We start from the raw sequence: 15,742 nt of genomic DNA, 5'->3' as shown, positions 1-15,742 counted from the left end.
CAAAGGCATCATGAGACAGCATCTCCCAATTGCTCAGGAATACCCACGTTTACCCACAGTATTTCTTAGGGGTACCCACAAAAATCCCCACAGTGAGGGCTTTTTCTAGGTTTTCGGGGAGGGATGATGCTTGTATCTTATTGATTTGATTGGCTCCTGAGGTAGGACTCGAACCTACAACCCTTCGGTTAACAGCCGAATGCTCTGCCATTGAGCTACTCAGGAATATGGGGACGCGAAGAAAAATCGCGTTGCGCTAAGACATTTATAACAAATGCGAACGAGGGGGTCAAAGGCTTTGGTAATTGATGCAAAGAAAAGATATTTTCAAACTATTCAACCCATCGCAGAAAAGGGAAACAATCCCTCGAACCCGTTCGTTTCACCTACGGAGGAAATTCCAACGGCGCGCGAAATTGAGGGTCGTTGAAGATAGCTTACAGTTCGTATTTTTGACTATGGATAAAGAAGGACGGCGATATTGTAAGCAGTGAAGGGGGTAGAAGCGCTTTCGGAACACGCTCCCACTACTGCCTGATGATACTTTCCCGTACTCAGCCGAGACTCGAGCTGGGCAGGTAGCTGGGCAATGTTGTGGGCGGTGTAGCGCATGATGTACCACGGTTGGCGGGAGCCCGCATAACCGGTTGGCATACTGCACGTCTCGCGGGCATCTTTCTCGCTTATGACCTTGCCGTTGCCTATCTGCATGCCGGACTTTGCGAGCAGGCTAGCAACTGCTGATTCCTGCGCGTTGAAGCTCAGCGGTTGAACCAGATCGGCGAAATCCTCGACTGCGTAGTATTCGTGATCACGTACGACCACCGAAATGCCGACGGCGTCGACATTGGGATCCAGAAGATTTTTTCTATGCCCTTCCGAGTGCATCCAAAGATCGTGGATCATCGCCGCGACCGGGGCTTCGGCTACGTTTTCAGAGATGAGGCTGAAGTGTGCGCCGGCGTTCGCTCCACGCTCGGAGAGCTTCGGTTCCCCCGGAAATTGGTGGGAGATATCGCGATGAGCCGCCATCTCACCAGCGTGCGCGAGTGCAGCCTGGGCGAGTGTAGGGTCGAAATGAAGCGGTTGCAGTCCCCTCGCTATGCGATCCTGATTGGCTGCGGCGAGGAGAAACTGCTCAGCAACGCTGGTCGAGGTATTGAAGATGGACTGTGCGCGCAGAGCTGGAGTGATTGCGAGAATCAGAGCCGCCGCTGCCACCATCCAGCTCGTCCTGCGTGATACACGGCGCTCTGGGGAGGGCTCCATGTAGTTGATTCTAGGTATCCGAGATAACTTAGGGCATACCACTTTCGGGGTACTACGCCACGCACTTCCCTGCTATCAGCTTGATGGAACATGATCCAGGAGCTGGCTGCGAACAGCTTCCCATGTGATACGAATACCCTGCTCGAGGCTGGTGGTGTGGTGCCAGCCAAGGTCATGAAGGCGACTTACATCCATGAGCTTGCGCGGGGTGCCATCGGGCTTTGTGGTATCGAAGACAAGTTGGCCATTGAAACCAAGGACCTGAGCAACGATCCTGGCCAGTTCGCGGATGGTAACGTCTTCTCCGGTTCCGATGTTGACCAGTGGCGGAGTGTCTTCGTTGAGCAGGGAGTTGTAACGGGTGTCATCGAGGTTCATCAGGAAGAGGCAGGCCTCTGCCAAGTCATCCGAATAGAGCAATTCGCGGCGGGGAGTTCCAGTTCCCCATACGATAACCTCGTTGGCACTGGATTTGATGGCCTCGGCCGTCTTGCGGATCAGCGCAGGCAGGACGTGCGAGTTGGCGAGGTCGAAGTTGTCATTGGGGCCATATAGATTGGTCGGCATGGCTGCAAGATACTTCGTTTTGTACTGCCGGTTATAGCTCCAGCACATCTCGATGCCTGCGATTTTGGCTAGCGCATACGGGCGGTTGGTGGGCTCGAGCGGGCCGGTAAGCAGACAGGACTCGGGCATGGGCTGCGGGGCGAATTTGGGGTAGATGCAGGAGGAGCCGAGGAAGAGCAACCGGTCGACATGATTAACTCGGCTGGCTTCGATAATGTTGGTCTGAATGATGAGGTTGTCGCGGACAAAGTCGGCAGGGTAGTTGTTGTTGGCGAGAATCCCGCCTACTTTGGCTGCAGCGAGGAAGACGTATTCGGGCATCTCCGTGGCAAAGAAATCATTCACTGCAGTGGTATTAAGCAGGTCCAATTCGACACGGGTGCGAGTAAGCAGGTTGGTATAGCCCTGGGCGGTAAGAGCGCGCTGGACGGCTGATCCTACGAGTCCTCGATGGCCGGCAATGTAGATACGGGAGTCTTTTTTCATACATTTAATTAGATGATTGCGCTTGGTTTTTGACTGGTACTCGAAACAAGTGACCTCGCGAACAGGGGAGGAGGAAGATCCAGAAATCTTTCCCTTTTCCGTTAGCCCAGCGTCAGACGGATAAGGAGGCACCGTACGTGTTATGTTTCGCGGACGCTGTAGGCGTCAAAGCCGTGCTTTCTCACGAGCGCGTCACGTTGCGCCGCTTTCAGGTCAGACTCGACCATCTCTTTGACAAGTTGATCGAAGCTGGTGCGTGGGGTCCAGCCCAGTTCGCGTTGAGCCTTCGCCGGGTCGCCGAGAAGCGTCTCTACCTCGGTCGGGCGGAAGTAGCGCGGGTCAACCGCTACAACTACGTTGCCCTTTGCGTCGAGTGCCTTTTCGTTGATTCCACTTCCCTGCCAGGTAAGGTCGAGATCGAGAAGTTTCGCGCAGCGCTGGACGAACTCGCGGACGCTATACTGCTGTCCCGTAGCGATGACGAAGTCCTGGGGCTTTTCCTGCTGGAGCATGAGCCACTGCATCTCGACGTAATCGCGGGCGTGTCCCCAGTCTCGCTTCGAGTCCAAATTGCCGAGAAAGAGCTGAGCTTGCAAGCCAACTTTAATGCGGGTGAGACCGCGGGTGATCTTACGGGTGACGAAGGTCTCCCCGCGAAGAGGCGACTCGTGGTTGAAGAGGATGCCATTGCAGGCGAAGATGCCATACGCCTCACGATAGTTGACGCAGATCCAGTAGGCGTACATCTTGGCCACTGCATAAGGCGAGCGCGGATAGAAGGGGGTGGTCTCTTTCTGCGGAATCTCCTGAACCAGGCCGTACAGCTCCGACGTGCTGGCCTGATAAAACTTGGTCTTCTTTTCGAGGCCGAGGATGCGGATAGCTTCGAGAAGGCGCAAGGGGCCGAGAGCGTCGGCTTCGGCAGTGTACTCGGGCTGCTCGAAGGAGACCTGGACGTGTGACTGTGCGCCGAGATTGTAGATCTCGTCTGGCTGCACCTTCTGCACAATGTGGATGAGCGACGAACTATCCGTGAGGTCGCCGTAGTGGAGGATGAAGTGGGGCGACGGGTTGTGCGGGTCCTCGTAGATATGGTCGATACGCGCCGTATTGAAGAGGGAGGAACGGCGCTTGATGCCGTGCACTTCATAGCCTTTGGCGAGGAGGAACTCGGCGAGGTAAGCACCGTCCTGTCCGGTAACTCCTGTGATGAGGGCTTTCTTCAAAGCGAGGTTCTCCTTTTTTGAGGCCGGGGTGGGCTTAAGTGATTTTACTCGACGAAAGGTTAACCACAGATTTTCAACGATGAGACCACGACAGCTTATTGTATGAAACAGACCCTGATTGCCTGAAAATCGCTGCACAGCGATTCATGCGCGCTAAAGCCGACTGGACAATCATCAAGCCCGCCCGAAGTCGATAAAGGCATGTTGCGGATCGGTGTGCAGCAGGGTCACGTCTACCGTATCGCCTACGTCCAGCCCCTGCTCGCCGCGAACCATCTTGCCTTCGACCGGAGGGTGGAAGACGCGCACATACACGCCCTTGTCGCCCGAGCCGGTAATGACGCCGTGGAAGGTCTTTCCGATGCTATCCGCCAGCGCCACCGCTGCCACTCGCTTCTCCATAGTGCGTTCGACCTTGCGCGCCGCGGCCTCCTGCAGGTTGCACTGCTGCGCAATCGCCGCCAACTCCTCATCGTTATACGGAGGCGGCTCGTTGTCGAGCATCGCCTTCACCACGCGTTGCGTCACCAGATCGGCAAACCTCCGGTTGGGCGCGGTCGAATGGGCATAGTCCTCAGCAGCCAGGCCGAAGTGCCCTAGCGGGTCCGCATCATCGCCTTTCGTCAACACATACTCACCGGGTCCCATCAGCTTGATGACTGCAAGCGCCAGATCGGGATAGTGAATCGGATCACTTACCCGCTTTACCTGCAAAAAAGCATTCAGCGCGCCGGAGTCAGGCTGCGGCGGCAACTTCGTCCCATTCCGACCTGCCAGCTCCACAATGCGGTCCCACCGTTTAGGAGAGCGCACCACGCGCCGAATGCACGACCGATGCGCCTCGCGCAGCGTCCGCGCCATCGTTCCATTTGCCGCGATCATGAACTCTTCGATCAGGTCAGTCGCCAGATTATGCTCTGCCGTCTTGATCTCATGCACCTGCCCATCAACCACCACCGGGTCGGCCTCGACATGATTGAACTCAAGTGCGCCCTGCCGTACCCGCTCCGCACGCAACGCGACCGCTGCCTCATCCTGCAACCTCAACTGCGCCTGCAACTCTGCAGATGCCCCAACCTTATCATCGGGTGACGCCGCTCCTTCAAGCCACGGGCCAACCTTGCTATACGCAAGCTGCGCCTTGTTCCTTACGACAGCGCGATAGATGCTCGTCTGCCCCACGACGCCGCGCGTATCGACGACAAGCTCCACCACCATCGCAGCTCGGTCTTCGTTTTCATTCAGAGAGGTTAAATCTGTTGAAAGCTCGTTAGGAAGCATGGGAAAGTTGCGCACTGCCGTGTAGACAGTCTGCGTCTGTTGCGCAGCGTGCTCGTCGATAGGCGTGTCTTTGAGTACCGAAGCCGAGACGTCTGCAACTCCCACCCTGATGCGAATGCCGCCGTTGACTTGCTCAGCAACCTCAATCTGGTCGAGGTCGCGCGAGGTGTCGTTGTCGATCGAAGACCATAGCAGCGAACGCAGGTCGCGTGACTCCGCACTAGATCGCGCTGCATGACCGTCAGCGCGAATCTCTTCAACCTGTTGCTCGCTGCCTGTTGGAAAATCCGGTTGAAATCCCTCGCGGATCATCTCCGCCGACGCAGAAGCAGCAAGATCAAAGGTATGTGTTGACATGCAAGGGAAGGCTACCATGCCAGTCTTTCCCTCTGTTTAAGATCGCTCCAGTGCGGCGACAAATACGCCGGCCCAGCGCGACACCTGCTCCGCATATGCCCCTGTCACCGAGTCGCGACTGCCTTCGAGCACAGCCATCTGCACAGCGAAGTTACCCACCGTCGAGCTTTCAGCCGAACCGCGAAACAGCTCGAGGCCAGTGGCCTGCTGCGTAAGGCGGTTGAGAAACTCGTTCTGGCTGGCACCGCCAACGACAAACAGCCGTTTCAGCTTCTTGCCGCTGTGCAGCGCCACGCGATCGAGCACCTTGGCATATCTCGCCGCCAAACTATGGAAGATCAAGCTGGCAAACACGGGCGCACCTTCGGGACTCTCATCTAGAGCCTCAAAGCCTTTGCGCACGCGCTGCGCGTTGATGCGCTGCGGCATTCGACCCGCCAGCAGAAGCTCAGGGTCGTCCACGTCGAGAACACCGTGCGGCTTCGCCACTGCCTCGGCGGCAGCTACCAGTTCCGGTACGCTCCATACCCTGCCGTCAGCAGCCCATTTGTCGATGCACTGCTTGATGAGCCACATGCCGTTCACATTTTTGTGAAAGCAGATTCGGTCGCCTACAGCACCAAGGTTGGTGAAGTTCTCATCCGCCGCATCCTTGCCGTTGCGCGGCTGCTCCACCAGCGTTCCCACTAAGGACCATGTGCCGGAGCTAATGTAGGCCCAATCATTTCCTGTCGCCGGAATGCCCGCAATCGCAGAGGCCGTGTCATGGCATGCCGGTGCAATCAACACTGTATTGTGAAACGCAGGCAGCTCTGCCAAAGGCCCATTCAGTCTGCCGACCTCTGTTCCCGGGGGAACGATCTTGGGTGCACTGGCCAGGTCGAGCTGCGCCGCACTGAAGATCTCGCGGCACCACTGCCTGCGGTACAACTCCACCATGCCAGTATGCGTAGCATTGGTGTGCTCGGCCACGCGGGCGCCGCCCCAGCGCGAGAGAATGTACTCCGGTAGATTGAGCCACTGGCTGCCCTCGGGGAGACCCTGCAACGTATCCGCGTGGAGCTGATAGAGCGTGTTGATACGCAGCAGTTGTACACCGGTCAGCTCGCGCAGCTTCTCCGGGCTGATCCTTCGATGCAGTGACCGCTCCGCCTTTAAGGTACGCTCATCGCGATAACAAAACGGGTCGGCTAGCGGCTTCCCTTCCGCATCGAGCCGCACATAATCGACCGCCCAGCCATCGACAGCAATCGAGCGCACACCTTCGGTCGCGATCTCGGCGCACTTGCGCAAGCCTACGTCGAGACCGGCTTCGATCATTGCGAGGTCCCAGTGCAAACCGCCGTCGACCTCCCGCGGAGCATTCGCAAACCGATGTACCAGCGAGATCGAAGCCGCACCGTCAAGCCATCTCAGCAGCGAGACCCGGCAGCTCTCCGCTCCCAGGTCTACTGCAATCGATGCCCGTGTGTCGGCGGGGCGCAATGCCATGTCACCTGTCCAGTGGCGGGCACGCTTCATCGCAGATAGGCCTCGGTCAAGCCTCCATCAACCGGGATAAGGTGTCCGGTTGTGCAGCGTGCCAGCGGCCCGGCGAGGAACAGAATCGCCTGCGCACAGTCCTTGGGATCAATGGGCTGATGCGTCAGCGTGCGTGTCGCATAGAACTTCGCCAACTCGTTGCGAAGGCCATCGTCGGTGTCCTTTTCGTCGAACGGCAGCTTGTACTTCTTGAGGGAAGCGATCACGCGATCGCGCGGGAACATCGTCGAACCCTTGACCACCGTGGCAGGCGAGATTCCATTCACGCGCACCCTCGGCGAAAGCGAGACTGCAAGCTCTCGTACCAGGTGGCTCAACGCAGCCTTACTGACGTCATACGCTTCGCTGCCGCGCTTGGCGACAACCGCATTGGCCGAGCTCGTCAGCACCACACTCGCATCGATTCCTTGCTCTGCAAACAGCTTCGACGCCTCATCGGTCAACAGATAGTTCGCCGTGACGTTGACCTCAAGCGTCAACGCCCATTGCGCGTCCGTGATGATGCCATCAGGCGACGACGGGAACAACGCCGCGGTATTGATGAGGATATCGACACCGCCAAACTGCTTGACTGCCGCATCCAGCGCGGCCTTGATGGCCTTGCGGTCGCGGATGTCGATGCTTACCCAGCTCACGGCTTCCTTGCCCACAATCGCCTTCGTCTCCTCGGCGACTGCTTCAGCACCCTTCACATCACGGTCGGCGATCACGACATGCGCACCCCGTTCTGCGGCCAGCAACGCGACCTCGCGGCCGATGCCGCTACCGCCACCGACGATGAGAGCTACGCGTCGGCTCAGTTCTTTCTCCGCGGGCTGACGGCGAATCTTCGCCTCTTCGAGCTTCCAATACTCAATGCGGAAGGCCTCGCTGGGCGGCAGCGCAACGTAGTTCGAGTACACCGCGAACTGATCGGCTGAAGCAGCCGGTCCTGCCTGCGGAATTTCTTTGCAGTCGATACCCGCGCCCAGCGCGCCCGCACCCTGCATTACGCCGATCGCATTGATGTAGAACTCTCCGGTAATGCGCGACTCGGTCTTGTTCTTGCCGAAGCTGAACATGCCCACACCCGGTACGAGGACAACTGTCGGGCTGGCATCACGCAGCGCAGGAGAATCCGGCAACGCATGCTTTTTGTAGTACTCCGCATACTCCGCACGATAGGTCTCGAGCGCCGTCTCGACCAACTCCTTTAACTCCGCTGGATCGGCCGCCGGGTTCCACTTGATGAACATCGGACGAATCTTCGTGCGGATAAAGTGGTCAGGACAGCTCGTGCCAAGGTGCGCCAGCTTCTCCGCCTGCGCCGAGTTCACGAACTCCAGCACCTGCGGCAGATCCGAGTAGCTTCCAATCCAGCGCTGCTTGCGCGAGACGACGCCACGCAAATGCGGCATGATCTGCAACGCAATTTCTGCGCGGTCTTCGCGGGTCTTCAGCTGTCCGCCGCCAAAGTGCTTGTGCCCCGCCGTCGCGCCATGTCGCTCGATAAACTGCCCAAGCTGATCGATGATCGTAATCGTGTTCAGGTAGCTCTCGCGCTGCGTGTTGCCCCACGTAAACAGACCGTGGCCGCCGAGCACCACGCCGTCGCATCCAGGCGTTTCTTCCACGATCTTACGCAGCATCATTCCAAGCTCAAACCCAGGGCGCTGCCATGGCAGCCAAGCCAGCTTGTGGCCAAATTCCTTATTGAACTCGTACATCTTGATCTTCCCGTTGGCCGAGGCCGCGAGCGCGATCCCCCAGTCCGGATGCAGATGGTCCACATGCGGAAACGGCAGGAAGCCATGCAGAGGCGTATCGATCGAAGCCGCAACAGGGTTATTGCCGAACGTACATAGCGGATACATGTCCACCATCTCGTCTTCTAGCTCGACACCGCGATAAGCCTTCTCGAGCGCCAGTAGCTTGTCGAGATATAGCGTCGCAAACCCCGTCCGCTTGATGCTTCCCAGATCGCCGCCGCTTCCCTTCACCCAGAGAATCTGCTTCGCGTTGCCGTCCAGCGGGTCGACCTGTTCCAGCTTCGAGCTGGTATTGCCCCCGCCAAAGTTTGTAATCCGCAGGTCCGATCCCAGCAGGTTCGACCGGTAGCGCAGCAGCTCCGGCCCATCCAGCTTCGCTGCTGCTGCTTCATCCCAACGATCCTCAAGAAACCGCAGACTACTCTTTGCCGCCATCGTATTGACCTCTTTGTCAGATCTGAATCCTCACTATCATTTCACACAAAACACCAATACGGCAACTATTTCAAATACGGAAAAAAGATAATAATCCCAAAGAGGAAATCCAAGTCCACGCTCGCAACAAGTATTAAGTCACAGGAAAACGTCGTCGAAATACGGCAAAAAATTCCAAAGCCCCGGTACTCAGAAAGATAATAGAGGTTGGTTCGGGAGCGGTCGAGGTTCCGGACAGCGAAGCTTCAAAGGTAGTATTCGATCTAAGGTCAGTGACGTTGAGCTCCGCAGCGCTTGTATTGAAGCTGGTCGCCGGGAATTGGGGAGTTCCGCGGATGGGATCATCTCTCACTCCGTCGTACGGTCCAGTAAAAGTAGAGATCAATACATTCTGATTGGCTCCGTCTACCAGGTAGGCCGTATAGCGTTCGGTATCAATCACGAATTCGACGGGATCACTAATCGTCGCAAGCGTAAGATCCCCGTAACTGACAATGCCAACCGCGGAACGGTTCACGATGAACTCAGATCCCGGAGTGTCCGTATAAAATCTCCTGAAGTGATTACGTTATCCGTAATCTGCATACAAAGTCAGCGTCAGACGCGAGCCCGGATCGCTAAGATAGGTCCCCGCGTAACTGACTCCTCCGAGCGTGAAATCAGAGTTATTCGTAAACGTGTAAAAAATGGGGGTCGCGTACGCGAAGGAACCGAAGAAGAGAGCAACCATTGCCCAAACAGTCAGCTTGATTCTCATGGCTGAAGACCTCCCAAGGTTTCTATATTACCTACCATTCAGGCCTTCTCCAGCAACATACACGGAAAACACGCCCCCATTGAACACCGTGTTCCTGTTCGTCAGTGCTTATGTGCGTCACCTTCTTCTTCTACTCCAACATCTTCTGCGTCACCATCTTGTGCGCGACGTAGTTATAGGGCGGCACCGTCTGGCCCCGCAGCAGCTGTAACCCCAGATGTACCAGGCTTGGCCCATACGAACTCGCTTCATGGGACACCGAGCCAATTAGGGGAGACTTGTCCCGGCGCATCTCCGCAATCGCCTCGGCGATGCAGTCCTGCCCCACCACCACAACGTGCTTCTCCCGTTTCAACTCTCTCACCGCATCGACTGCACCCAGTGCGCTCGAATCCGTGGCAGCAGCAACCAGAATGTGCTTGTCCTTGGGATGCCGTTGCAGGAAGTCGGTAATCAACTTCTTGCTACGCTCGCGCATGCCGCGTGCATCCATGCGGACAAATAGCTCCACTGGAAGATCGGAGATGCCGTTGCGAACTCCCTCGAACGCGCCTGTGATTCGACTCTGCACGAGCGGCCCGGCCTCAGCCAGATCCAGCCCCAGAACCCACTCCACCTTGCCATCCCAGTTCGCCACCGCATGGGCTGCCAGCGTCTCCCCGGCCTCGATGCCGACGCGGTAGTTATCCACGCCAAAGTAAGTCGCATGAGGATGCGGAATATCGATCGCGATCAGCGGAATATTCGCTCCGGCGATCTTGTCACCGATCATCGGCGCGACCTCCTGCTCTACCTGGAACTCGATCACCAGATCGACCTTGCTGCGCACGAACTCCTCCGCATTCTTCAGCGCCGTGGCTGCGTCGTAACAATTGTCGAGGATCATCAGGTCGACGCCCACCGACGCGGCCGCATCTTTCAGACTCTCCGTTACCTCGTTTGAGAACGGCATGTCGGCGCTCTGCCCGGCAAACCCAAACCGCATCTTCTTAGGCCGTGTCACCTGCCGGTACAGCCCGTCGGGAGACTGCGATAGATAGCCGCGATGCACAAACGTCTTCAGAATCCGATAGACCGTCGTCTTCGAGATCCGTGTCTTGCGGTGAATCGCCTCCAGCGTCATCGGCTGGTTCTCTTCCTGCAAAAGCTCAAGAATATCCAGCGCCTTCGATAACACCGGAATCAGATACAGCCTCTTCGTCGTTTTACGCAACGGCATACTCTCCCCCCTGAGGAGCGACCACTCAGCCGCTCCATTATGCGACAAGTAGACGCAGTTTCGTTAATGAAATCAATAGCCTGAGAGGAATCCGTCATAGAAATGAACTCTCCTCTTGACAATCTAATGGAGGAGAAATATACCTCTAGACAATCAAGAGGAGAGAGATTCATGACCGGCAAGTCCAGTGACCTTATTCAGGGAACCCTCGAAATGCTGATCCTTAAAACCCTTGCACTCGAGCCGATGCATGGCTACGGCGTTGCCCTTCGCATCGAGCAGATCAGCAACGGGGTCTTTCGAGTCAATCCCGGCTCGCTTTTTCCCGCTCTCAGTCGGCTTGAGCGGGCAGCACGCATCAAGGCAGAGTGGCGTGCCACTGAGAACAACCGTCGCGCCAAGTATTACCTGCTCACCGACCAGGGCCGCAAAGCGCTCAAGGAAGAGACTCAGCAATGGAGTCGCCAACTAGCAGCCATCACCAGCATCCTCGAAGCCTGACGGAGCCATCATGCCAATCATGCGAAGTCTCATCAGCGGAATCCGGGCGCTCTTTCACAAAGAGCAGCGAAGCCACGACATGGATGAAGAACTTCAGGCTTTTCAGGAAGCCTCCATGCAGGAAAAGATCCGTCAAGGCATGAGCGATCGGCAAGCCCGACGCGCAGCCCGCGTTGAGATGGGCAGCACAGAGGCCGTGAAGCACAAAGTCAGAGCCTCCGGATGGGAGTCCACCGCCGAAAGTATCTGGCAGGACATCCATTTCAGTCTGCGGATGATAACGAAAAGCCCCGGCTTCACTGCCGTTGCCGTCCTGTCGCTTGCGCTTGGGATCGGGGGTAACACCGCCATCTTTACGCTCATCCATCAGGTTCTCCTCCGTGATCTCCCCGTGCAAAATCCTCAGCAACTCGTCACCTTCGGCAATTCCGAGGGCGGAGGCGTCCTTGGCGGCATCGATCTCGGCAGCCGTGGCATGTTTCCCTGGTATTTTTCCCGCCAACTCCAGGCCAATCCTGGTCCTTTCCAAGGCATCGCTGCTTACCTAAGTTTTTCTCAAAGAGTAAGTGTGCATATTTCTGCGACTGGCATGGATACCTCCAACAACGCCGCTATCTTCGCTCCCGCCAACCTCGTCTCCGGCAACTATTTCAGCGTTATTGGAGCGCAGCCACTTCTCGGCCGCGCCATCACCCCCGCAGATGACGCAATACCCGGCAGCGGTGCCGTGGTCGTCCTTAGCTACCACTTCTGGCAACAGTCTCTCTCCGCCGATCCCGCCGTTCTCGGCAAAACAATCACTATCAATAGCACCCCCTTCACCGTCATCGGCGTCATGCCTGAAGCCTTCCACGGTATTAAGCTTGATCTTGAGCCAACCGAACTCTGGACACCGATCACGATGCAAACGGTAATCCAGCAAGGCCCTTCTCTACTAACTCCGCAAAAGGGTGCCTACTTTCTACATCTCTTCGGCCGCCTCAGCCCTGAAGCCGCAACAAACAAAGCCGCCCTTGCGCAAAGCCAGGCTTGGCTCGACCAGCAGATCCGCACCAGCATCCGCGCGAATGAAGGCACACCCATCTCATCTGCGCGTCTGCAGGAGATCAACCGTGCCACCGTTCCCCTCGTGTCTGCTGCTAACGGAGTCTCCTCTATCCGCAGCCAATATGGAGCCTCGCTGCGAATTCTCATGGCCGTGGTGGGGTTAGTCCTTCTCATCGCCTGCGCGAACCTCGCCAACTTTCTCCTCGCCCGCGCCGCCTCTCGTCAGCGTGAAATCGCTACGCGCCTCGCACTCGGCTCCAGCCGCGCACGCATCATTCGGCAATGCCTCATCGAAACAGTGCTTCTCGCCCTCTCAGGCGGTCTTCTTGGATTGGGCATCGCCTTCGCCACCACTCGCGCTCTTATCGCCTTTTTCAGCCAGGGCAATCCCTACATCGCAATGAGCTCCGCACCGGATCTGACGGTTCTACTCTTCACTCTCACAGTCTCCCTTGCGACTGGACTTCTCTTTGGACTCGCTCCCGCGCTCACCGCCGCACGCACTGGCTCTGCAACCACGCTTAGCTCTAACGCTCGCACCGCGCAAAGCAGCGGAGGCAAATCGTCCCGCTTCTGGCCCAAGACTCTAGTCGCCGCTCAGGTCATGCTGTCGCTGCTTTTACTCGTCGGCGCTGGCCTCTTTCTTCGTACCCTTCGCAATCTGCAAAATCAGGACTTCGGCTTCGAGCGCACCCACCTTCTTCTGGCAAGCTTCAATGCCCAGCTTGCCGGCTACCAGCCCAGCCAGACGCCCGCTCTCTATCAGACCCTCCTTGAGCACCTCTCCGCTATTCCCGGTGTCCGCTCTGCGGCTCTCTCCGCCACACCGCCAATCAGCAGCGGAGCATGGAGTTCGACCATCGAACTCTCCGGATACACTCCGGCACCAAAAGAAGATATGGGTTCTATCCTTAACCGCGTCTCAGGCCGCTACTTCGAAACCGCAAACATCCCCATCATCGCCGGACGCTCGATCGCTCCAACCGACTCTGCCAGCAGCCTCAAAGTCGCTGTCATTAATCAGGCGATTGCCAACCATTTCTTCCCCAAAGGGGATGCTATTGGCCGGTCACTCATCATCGACATCAACACAGTCAAAGGACCCTGGCGCATCGTAGGCATCGCCCGCGACACCAAAGTTCGCGGTCCCAGAAACACAGATCCTACGAGGATGACCTACATCCCCTTGACTCAAATCGAACCGTTCGTACCCGCTCCAGTCACTTCCTCCGCAGCTTCATCTGTCAGATCCGGCGGCCCCGTACCGGCCCCTCCCGAAGAAAATCCCGATCGCTTCGTCGGTACTATCCTCGTCCGCACCACCGGCGATCCCGCCAAGGCCATCGCGGATCTCCGCGCCGCCGTGGCGGCCACCGACCCCAACCTCGCCCTGTTCAACATCACCACCATCCACGATCAGGTTTCCGCCTTTATGACTGACGACGAGCTCATCTCTTCACTCACTGCCATCTTCTCGCTGCTCGCACTGGTCCTCGCCAGCATCGGCCTCTATGGAGTCATGACCTATAACGTAGTCCGTCGCACTAACGAGATCGGCATACGCATCGCGCTCGGCTCGCAGCTCGGCAGCGTGCTCTGGATGATCCTCAAAGAATCGCTTCTCCTGCTCGCCATAGGAATCGCCATCGGCGTCCCCATCACACTTGCCGCTGGCCGCACCATTCAATCGCAGCTCTTCGGCCTGAACGCCACTGACCCGCAGACTATCCTCGCAGCCATTCTGACAATCTCTGCAGTAACACTCATCGCAGCCTGGCTCCCCGCTCACCGCGCAACCAAGGTCAACCCCGTCGTGGCCCTTCGCTACGAGTAGGCAAAGAAAATGCGCCGCCCCTCGAACGATAGGGCCGGCGCAATCTTCAGATAAAATCAGTGCCCGTTACGCGTAGCTGGAGACGCTGCGCGCATTCTTGCTGCCGCGCTCGCGCGTCACCTTCTCCACATAGCCGCTCTCGGCCAGCGCCTTCAAAGGGTCGGCAGGCAGACCACGTGCAACCCGCCACTCTCGAACCATGGGACGTACATCCTGCCAGAACGCCGTGCGGAAGCACTCTTCCGCTTCCACCAGACGACACGAATCCTGTAGCTCCGCCAGCTTTTCCTGGTCGATCAGCGAAGCCTTCGCATAAAGCTCCTGCGCCGTCAGCACCGACTGCACCATCGCCTCAATTTTGCCCTTCAGGTTGTGGCTCTGGTCGATCATGAAGGAAATTTCCTTCCGCTCCTCCGCGCTCGCGCTCACAATCTCATGGAAGATGCGGAACAACTGGTAAGGATCTATCGAGCCCAGCGTGAGGTCATCATCGGCATACTTGCGGTCGTTGAAGTGGAAGCCGCCAAGCTGTCCCAGTTGCAGCAGCCACGCCACAATCTGCTCGATGTTCGTTCCCTGATAGTGGTGGCCGGTATCCACCAGCACCTTGGCCTGCGGTCCCGCATTGCGAGCCAGCTCCAGCGCCATGCCCCAGTCCGCAATGTCCGTGTGATAGAAAGCAGGCTCAAACGGCTTGTACTCCACCAGCATCCGCTGGTCAGGGCCGAGCGCCGCATGAGTCTTACCCAATACCTCCTGCATCCACTCGATACGCCGCCGCACACTCTGCGTCCCCGGATAGTTAGAGCCGTCCGCAATCCAAAGCGAGACGTCCTTCGATCCCAGCGCCTTGCCGATCTCCACCGAATCCAGCAGATGCTGCAGCGCAATTCCACGAATCTCCGCGCTAGGATTCGCAATCGATCCAAACTTGTATTCCGCATCCTGGAAAAGATTTGGATTGATGCCACCCGACTTCACTCCATACTTCTTCTCCAGCGCCTGAATCGCCGGAACATCAGCCTTTCCGCCCGGCAGGTCCCAGAGCACATGCAGCGCAACCGTCGGACTTGCTCCCGTCAGCGCATTCACCTGCGAGGCATCGGCAAACTTCTCTTCTGTCGTCGTGGCCGCTCCACCTTGAACAAACTTTCCAAACCGTGTGCCGGTGTTGGCGAACCCCCACGAAGGCACTTCGATCCGAAAGCCATCCAGAGCGCTATAAATCTTCTCTGCGTCACGTCCTGCCATACCTGAACCGTTCGTTGTCATTTGCAAATACCCCTCAATACAGCAGCTTTTAGAAATAGAAATATACTCCCTATTGAAACACACAAAGATTGCACCATCCCGGTGTCATTTGTCAAAAAGATTTCAAATCTTCGAAACTTGCTAAAAAGCGATATGTCCGCAAGGAAAAATCACGCTGCCATGGCGCACCGCAAACTGGTACGACATCGTCATCCTTCTACA

Annotated in this window: 11 protein-coding genes and 1 tRNA gene; 2 read left to right on the top strand and 10 right to left on the bottom strand. The window is 57.3% G+C overall.

All coding sequences use genetic code 11. The features are described from left to right. Nucleotides 1-150: 150 nt before the first annotated feature. From VMU57_RS20810 to VMU57_RS20770, 9 genes are all read right to left on the bottom strand, one after another. Nucleotides 151-225: transfer RNA gene (locus VMU57_RS20810), tRNA-Asn, on the bottom strand. Nucleotides 226-456: 231 nt separating this feature from the next. Next, entirely contained in the window at nucleotides 457-1,269 is an 813-nt protein-coding gene (locus VMU57_RS20805) for a CAP domain-containing protein (protein ID WP_325386941.1), read from the bottom strand. 75 nt (nucleotides 1,270-1,344) lie between these two features. Further along, entirely contained in the window at nucleotides 1,345-2,322 is a 978-nt protein-coding gene (locus VMU57_RS20800; RefSeq protein ID WP_325386939.1) for a GDP-L-fucose synthase, read from the bottom strand. Nucleotides 2,323-2,462: 140 nt separating this feature from the next. Next, nucleotides 2,463-3,548 carry a GDP-mannose 4,6-dehydratase gene (gene gmd, locus VMU57_RS20795; protein WP_325386937.1) on the bottom strand — a complete coding sequence of 362 codons (1,086 nt, stop codon included), beginning with the start codon at nucleotides 3,546-3,548 and terminating at the stop codon, nucleotides 2,463-2,465. A 174-nt stretch (nucleotides 3,549-3,722) separates the two neighbouring features. After that, a complete protein-coding gene (locus VMU57_RS20790; RefSeq protein WP_325386935.1) occupies nucleotides 3,723-5,186 on the bottom strand; it encodes a ribonuclease catalytic domain-containing protein in 1,464 nt (487 codons plus the stop codon). A gap of 36 nt (nucleotides 5,187-5,222) precedes the next feature. Then, nucleotides 5,223-6,707 carry a rhamnulokinase gene (locus VMU57_RS20785; protein WP_325386933.1) on the bottom strand — a complete coding sequence of 495 codons (1,485 nt, stop codon included), beginning with the start codon at nucleotides 6,705-6,707 and terminating at the stop codon, nucleotides 5,223-5,225. Continuing rightward, entirely contained in the window at nucleotides 6,704-8,911 is a 2,208-nt protein-coding gene (locus tag VMU57_RS20780; protein WP_325386931.1) for a bifunctional rhamnulose-1-phosphate aldolase/short-chain dehydrogenase, read from the bottom strand. The genes VMU57_RS20785 and VMU57_RS20780 overlap by 4 nt, the downstream gene beginning before the upstream one ends. Before the next feature lie 133 nt (nucleotides 8,912-9,044). Further along, nucleotides 9,045-9,428 carry a PEP-CTERM sorting domain-containing protein gene (locus tag VMU57_RS20775; protein ID WP_325386929.1) on the bottom strand — a complete coding sequence of 128 codons (384 nt, stop codon included), beginning with the start codon at nucleotides 9,426-9,428 and terminating at the stop codon, nucleotides 9,045-9,047. A gap of 370 nt (nucleotides 9,429-9,798) precedes the next feature. After that, complete coding sequence (locus VMU57_RS20770) at nucleotides 9,799-10,887, bottom strand: substrate-binding domain-containing protein (RefSeq protein ID WP_325386927.1); 1,089 nt, start codon at nucleotides 10,885-10,887, stop codon at nucleotides 9,799-9,801. 171 nt (nucleotides 10,888-11,058) lie between these two features. Between VMU57_RS20770 and VMU57_RS20765 the strand changes: the two genes are divergently transcribed. Together VMU57_RS20765 and VMU57_RS20760 are read left to right on the top strand one after the other, a co-directional pair. Beyond that, nucleotides 11,059-11,388 carry a PadR family transcriptional regulator gene (locus VMU57_RS20765; RefSeq protein ID WP_325386925.1) on the top strand — a complete coding sequence of 110 codons (330 nt, stop codon included), beginning with the start codon at nucleotides 11,059-11,061 and terminating at the stop codon, nucleotides 11,386-11,388. Nucleotides 11,389-11,398: 10 nt separating this feature from the next. Continuing rightward, nucleotides 11,399-14,269 (top strand): ABC transporter permease, encoded by a 2,871-nt coding sequence (locus tag VMU57_RS20760; RefSeq protein WP_325386923.1) that lies wholly within the window; start codon nucleotides 11,399-11,401, stop codon nucleotides 14,267-14,269. Nucleotides 14,270-14,335: 66 nt separating this feature from the next. Here the strand turns inward: VMU57_RS20760 and VMU57_RS20755 are convergent, their stop codons facing one another. Continuing rightward, the gene (locus tag VMU57_RS20755; protein WP_325386921.1) at nucleotides 14,336-15,541 is read right to left on the bottom strand and encodes a TIM barrel protein; all 1,206 of its coding nucleotides are present in this window, start codon (nucleotides 15,539-15,541) and stop codon (nucleotides 14,336-14,338) included. Nucleotides 15,542-15,742 lie beyond the last annotated feature (201 nt).

Origin of the sequence: Edaphobacter sp. (assembly GCF_035532915.1) — a bacterium.
GTDB lineage: Bacteria > Acidobacteriota > Terriglobia > Terriglobales > Acidobacteriaceae > Edaphobacter.
Note: the sequence above shows the minus strand (reverse complement) of the source record. Positions and strands in the feature narration are given on the sequence as shown.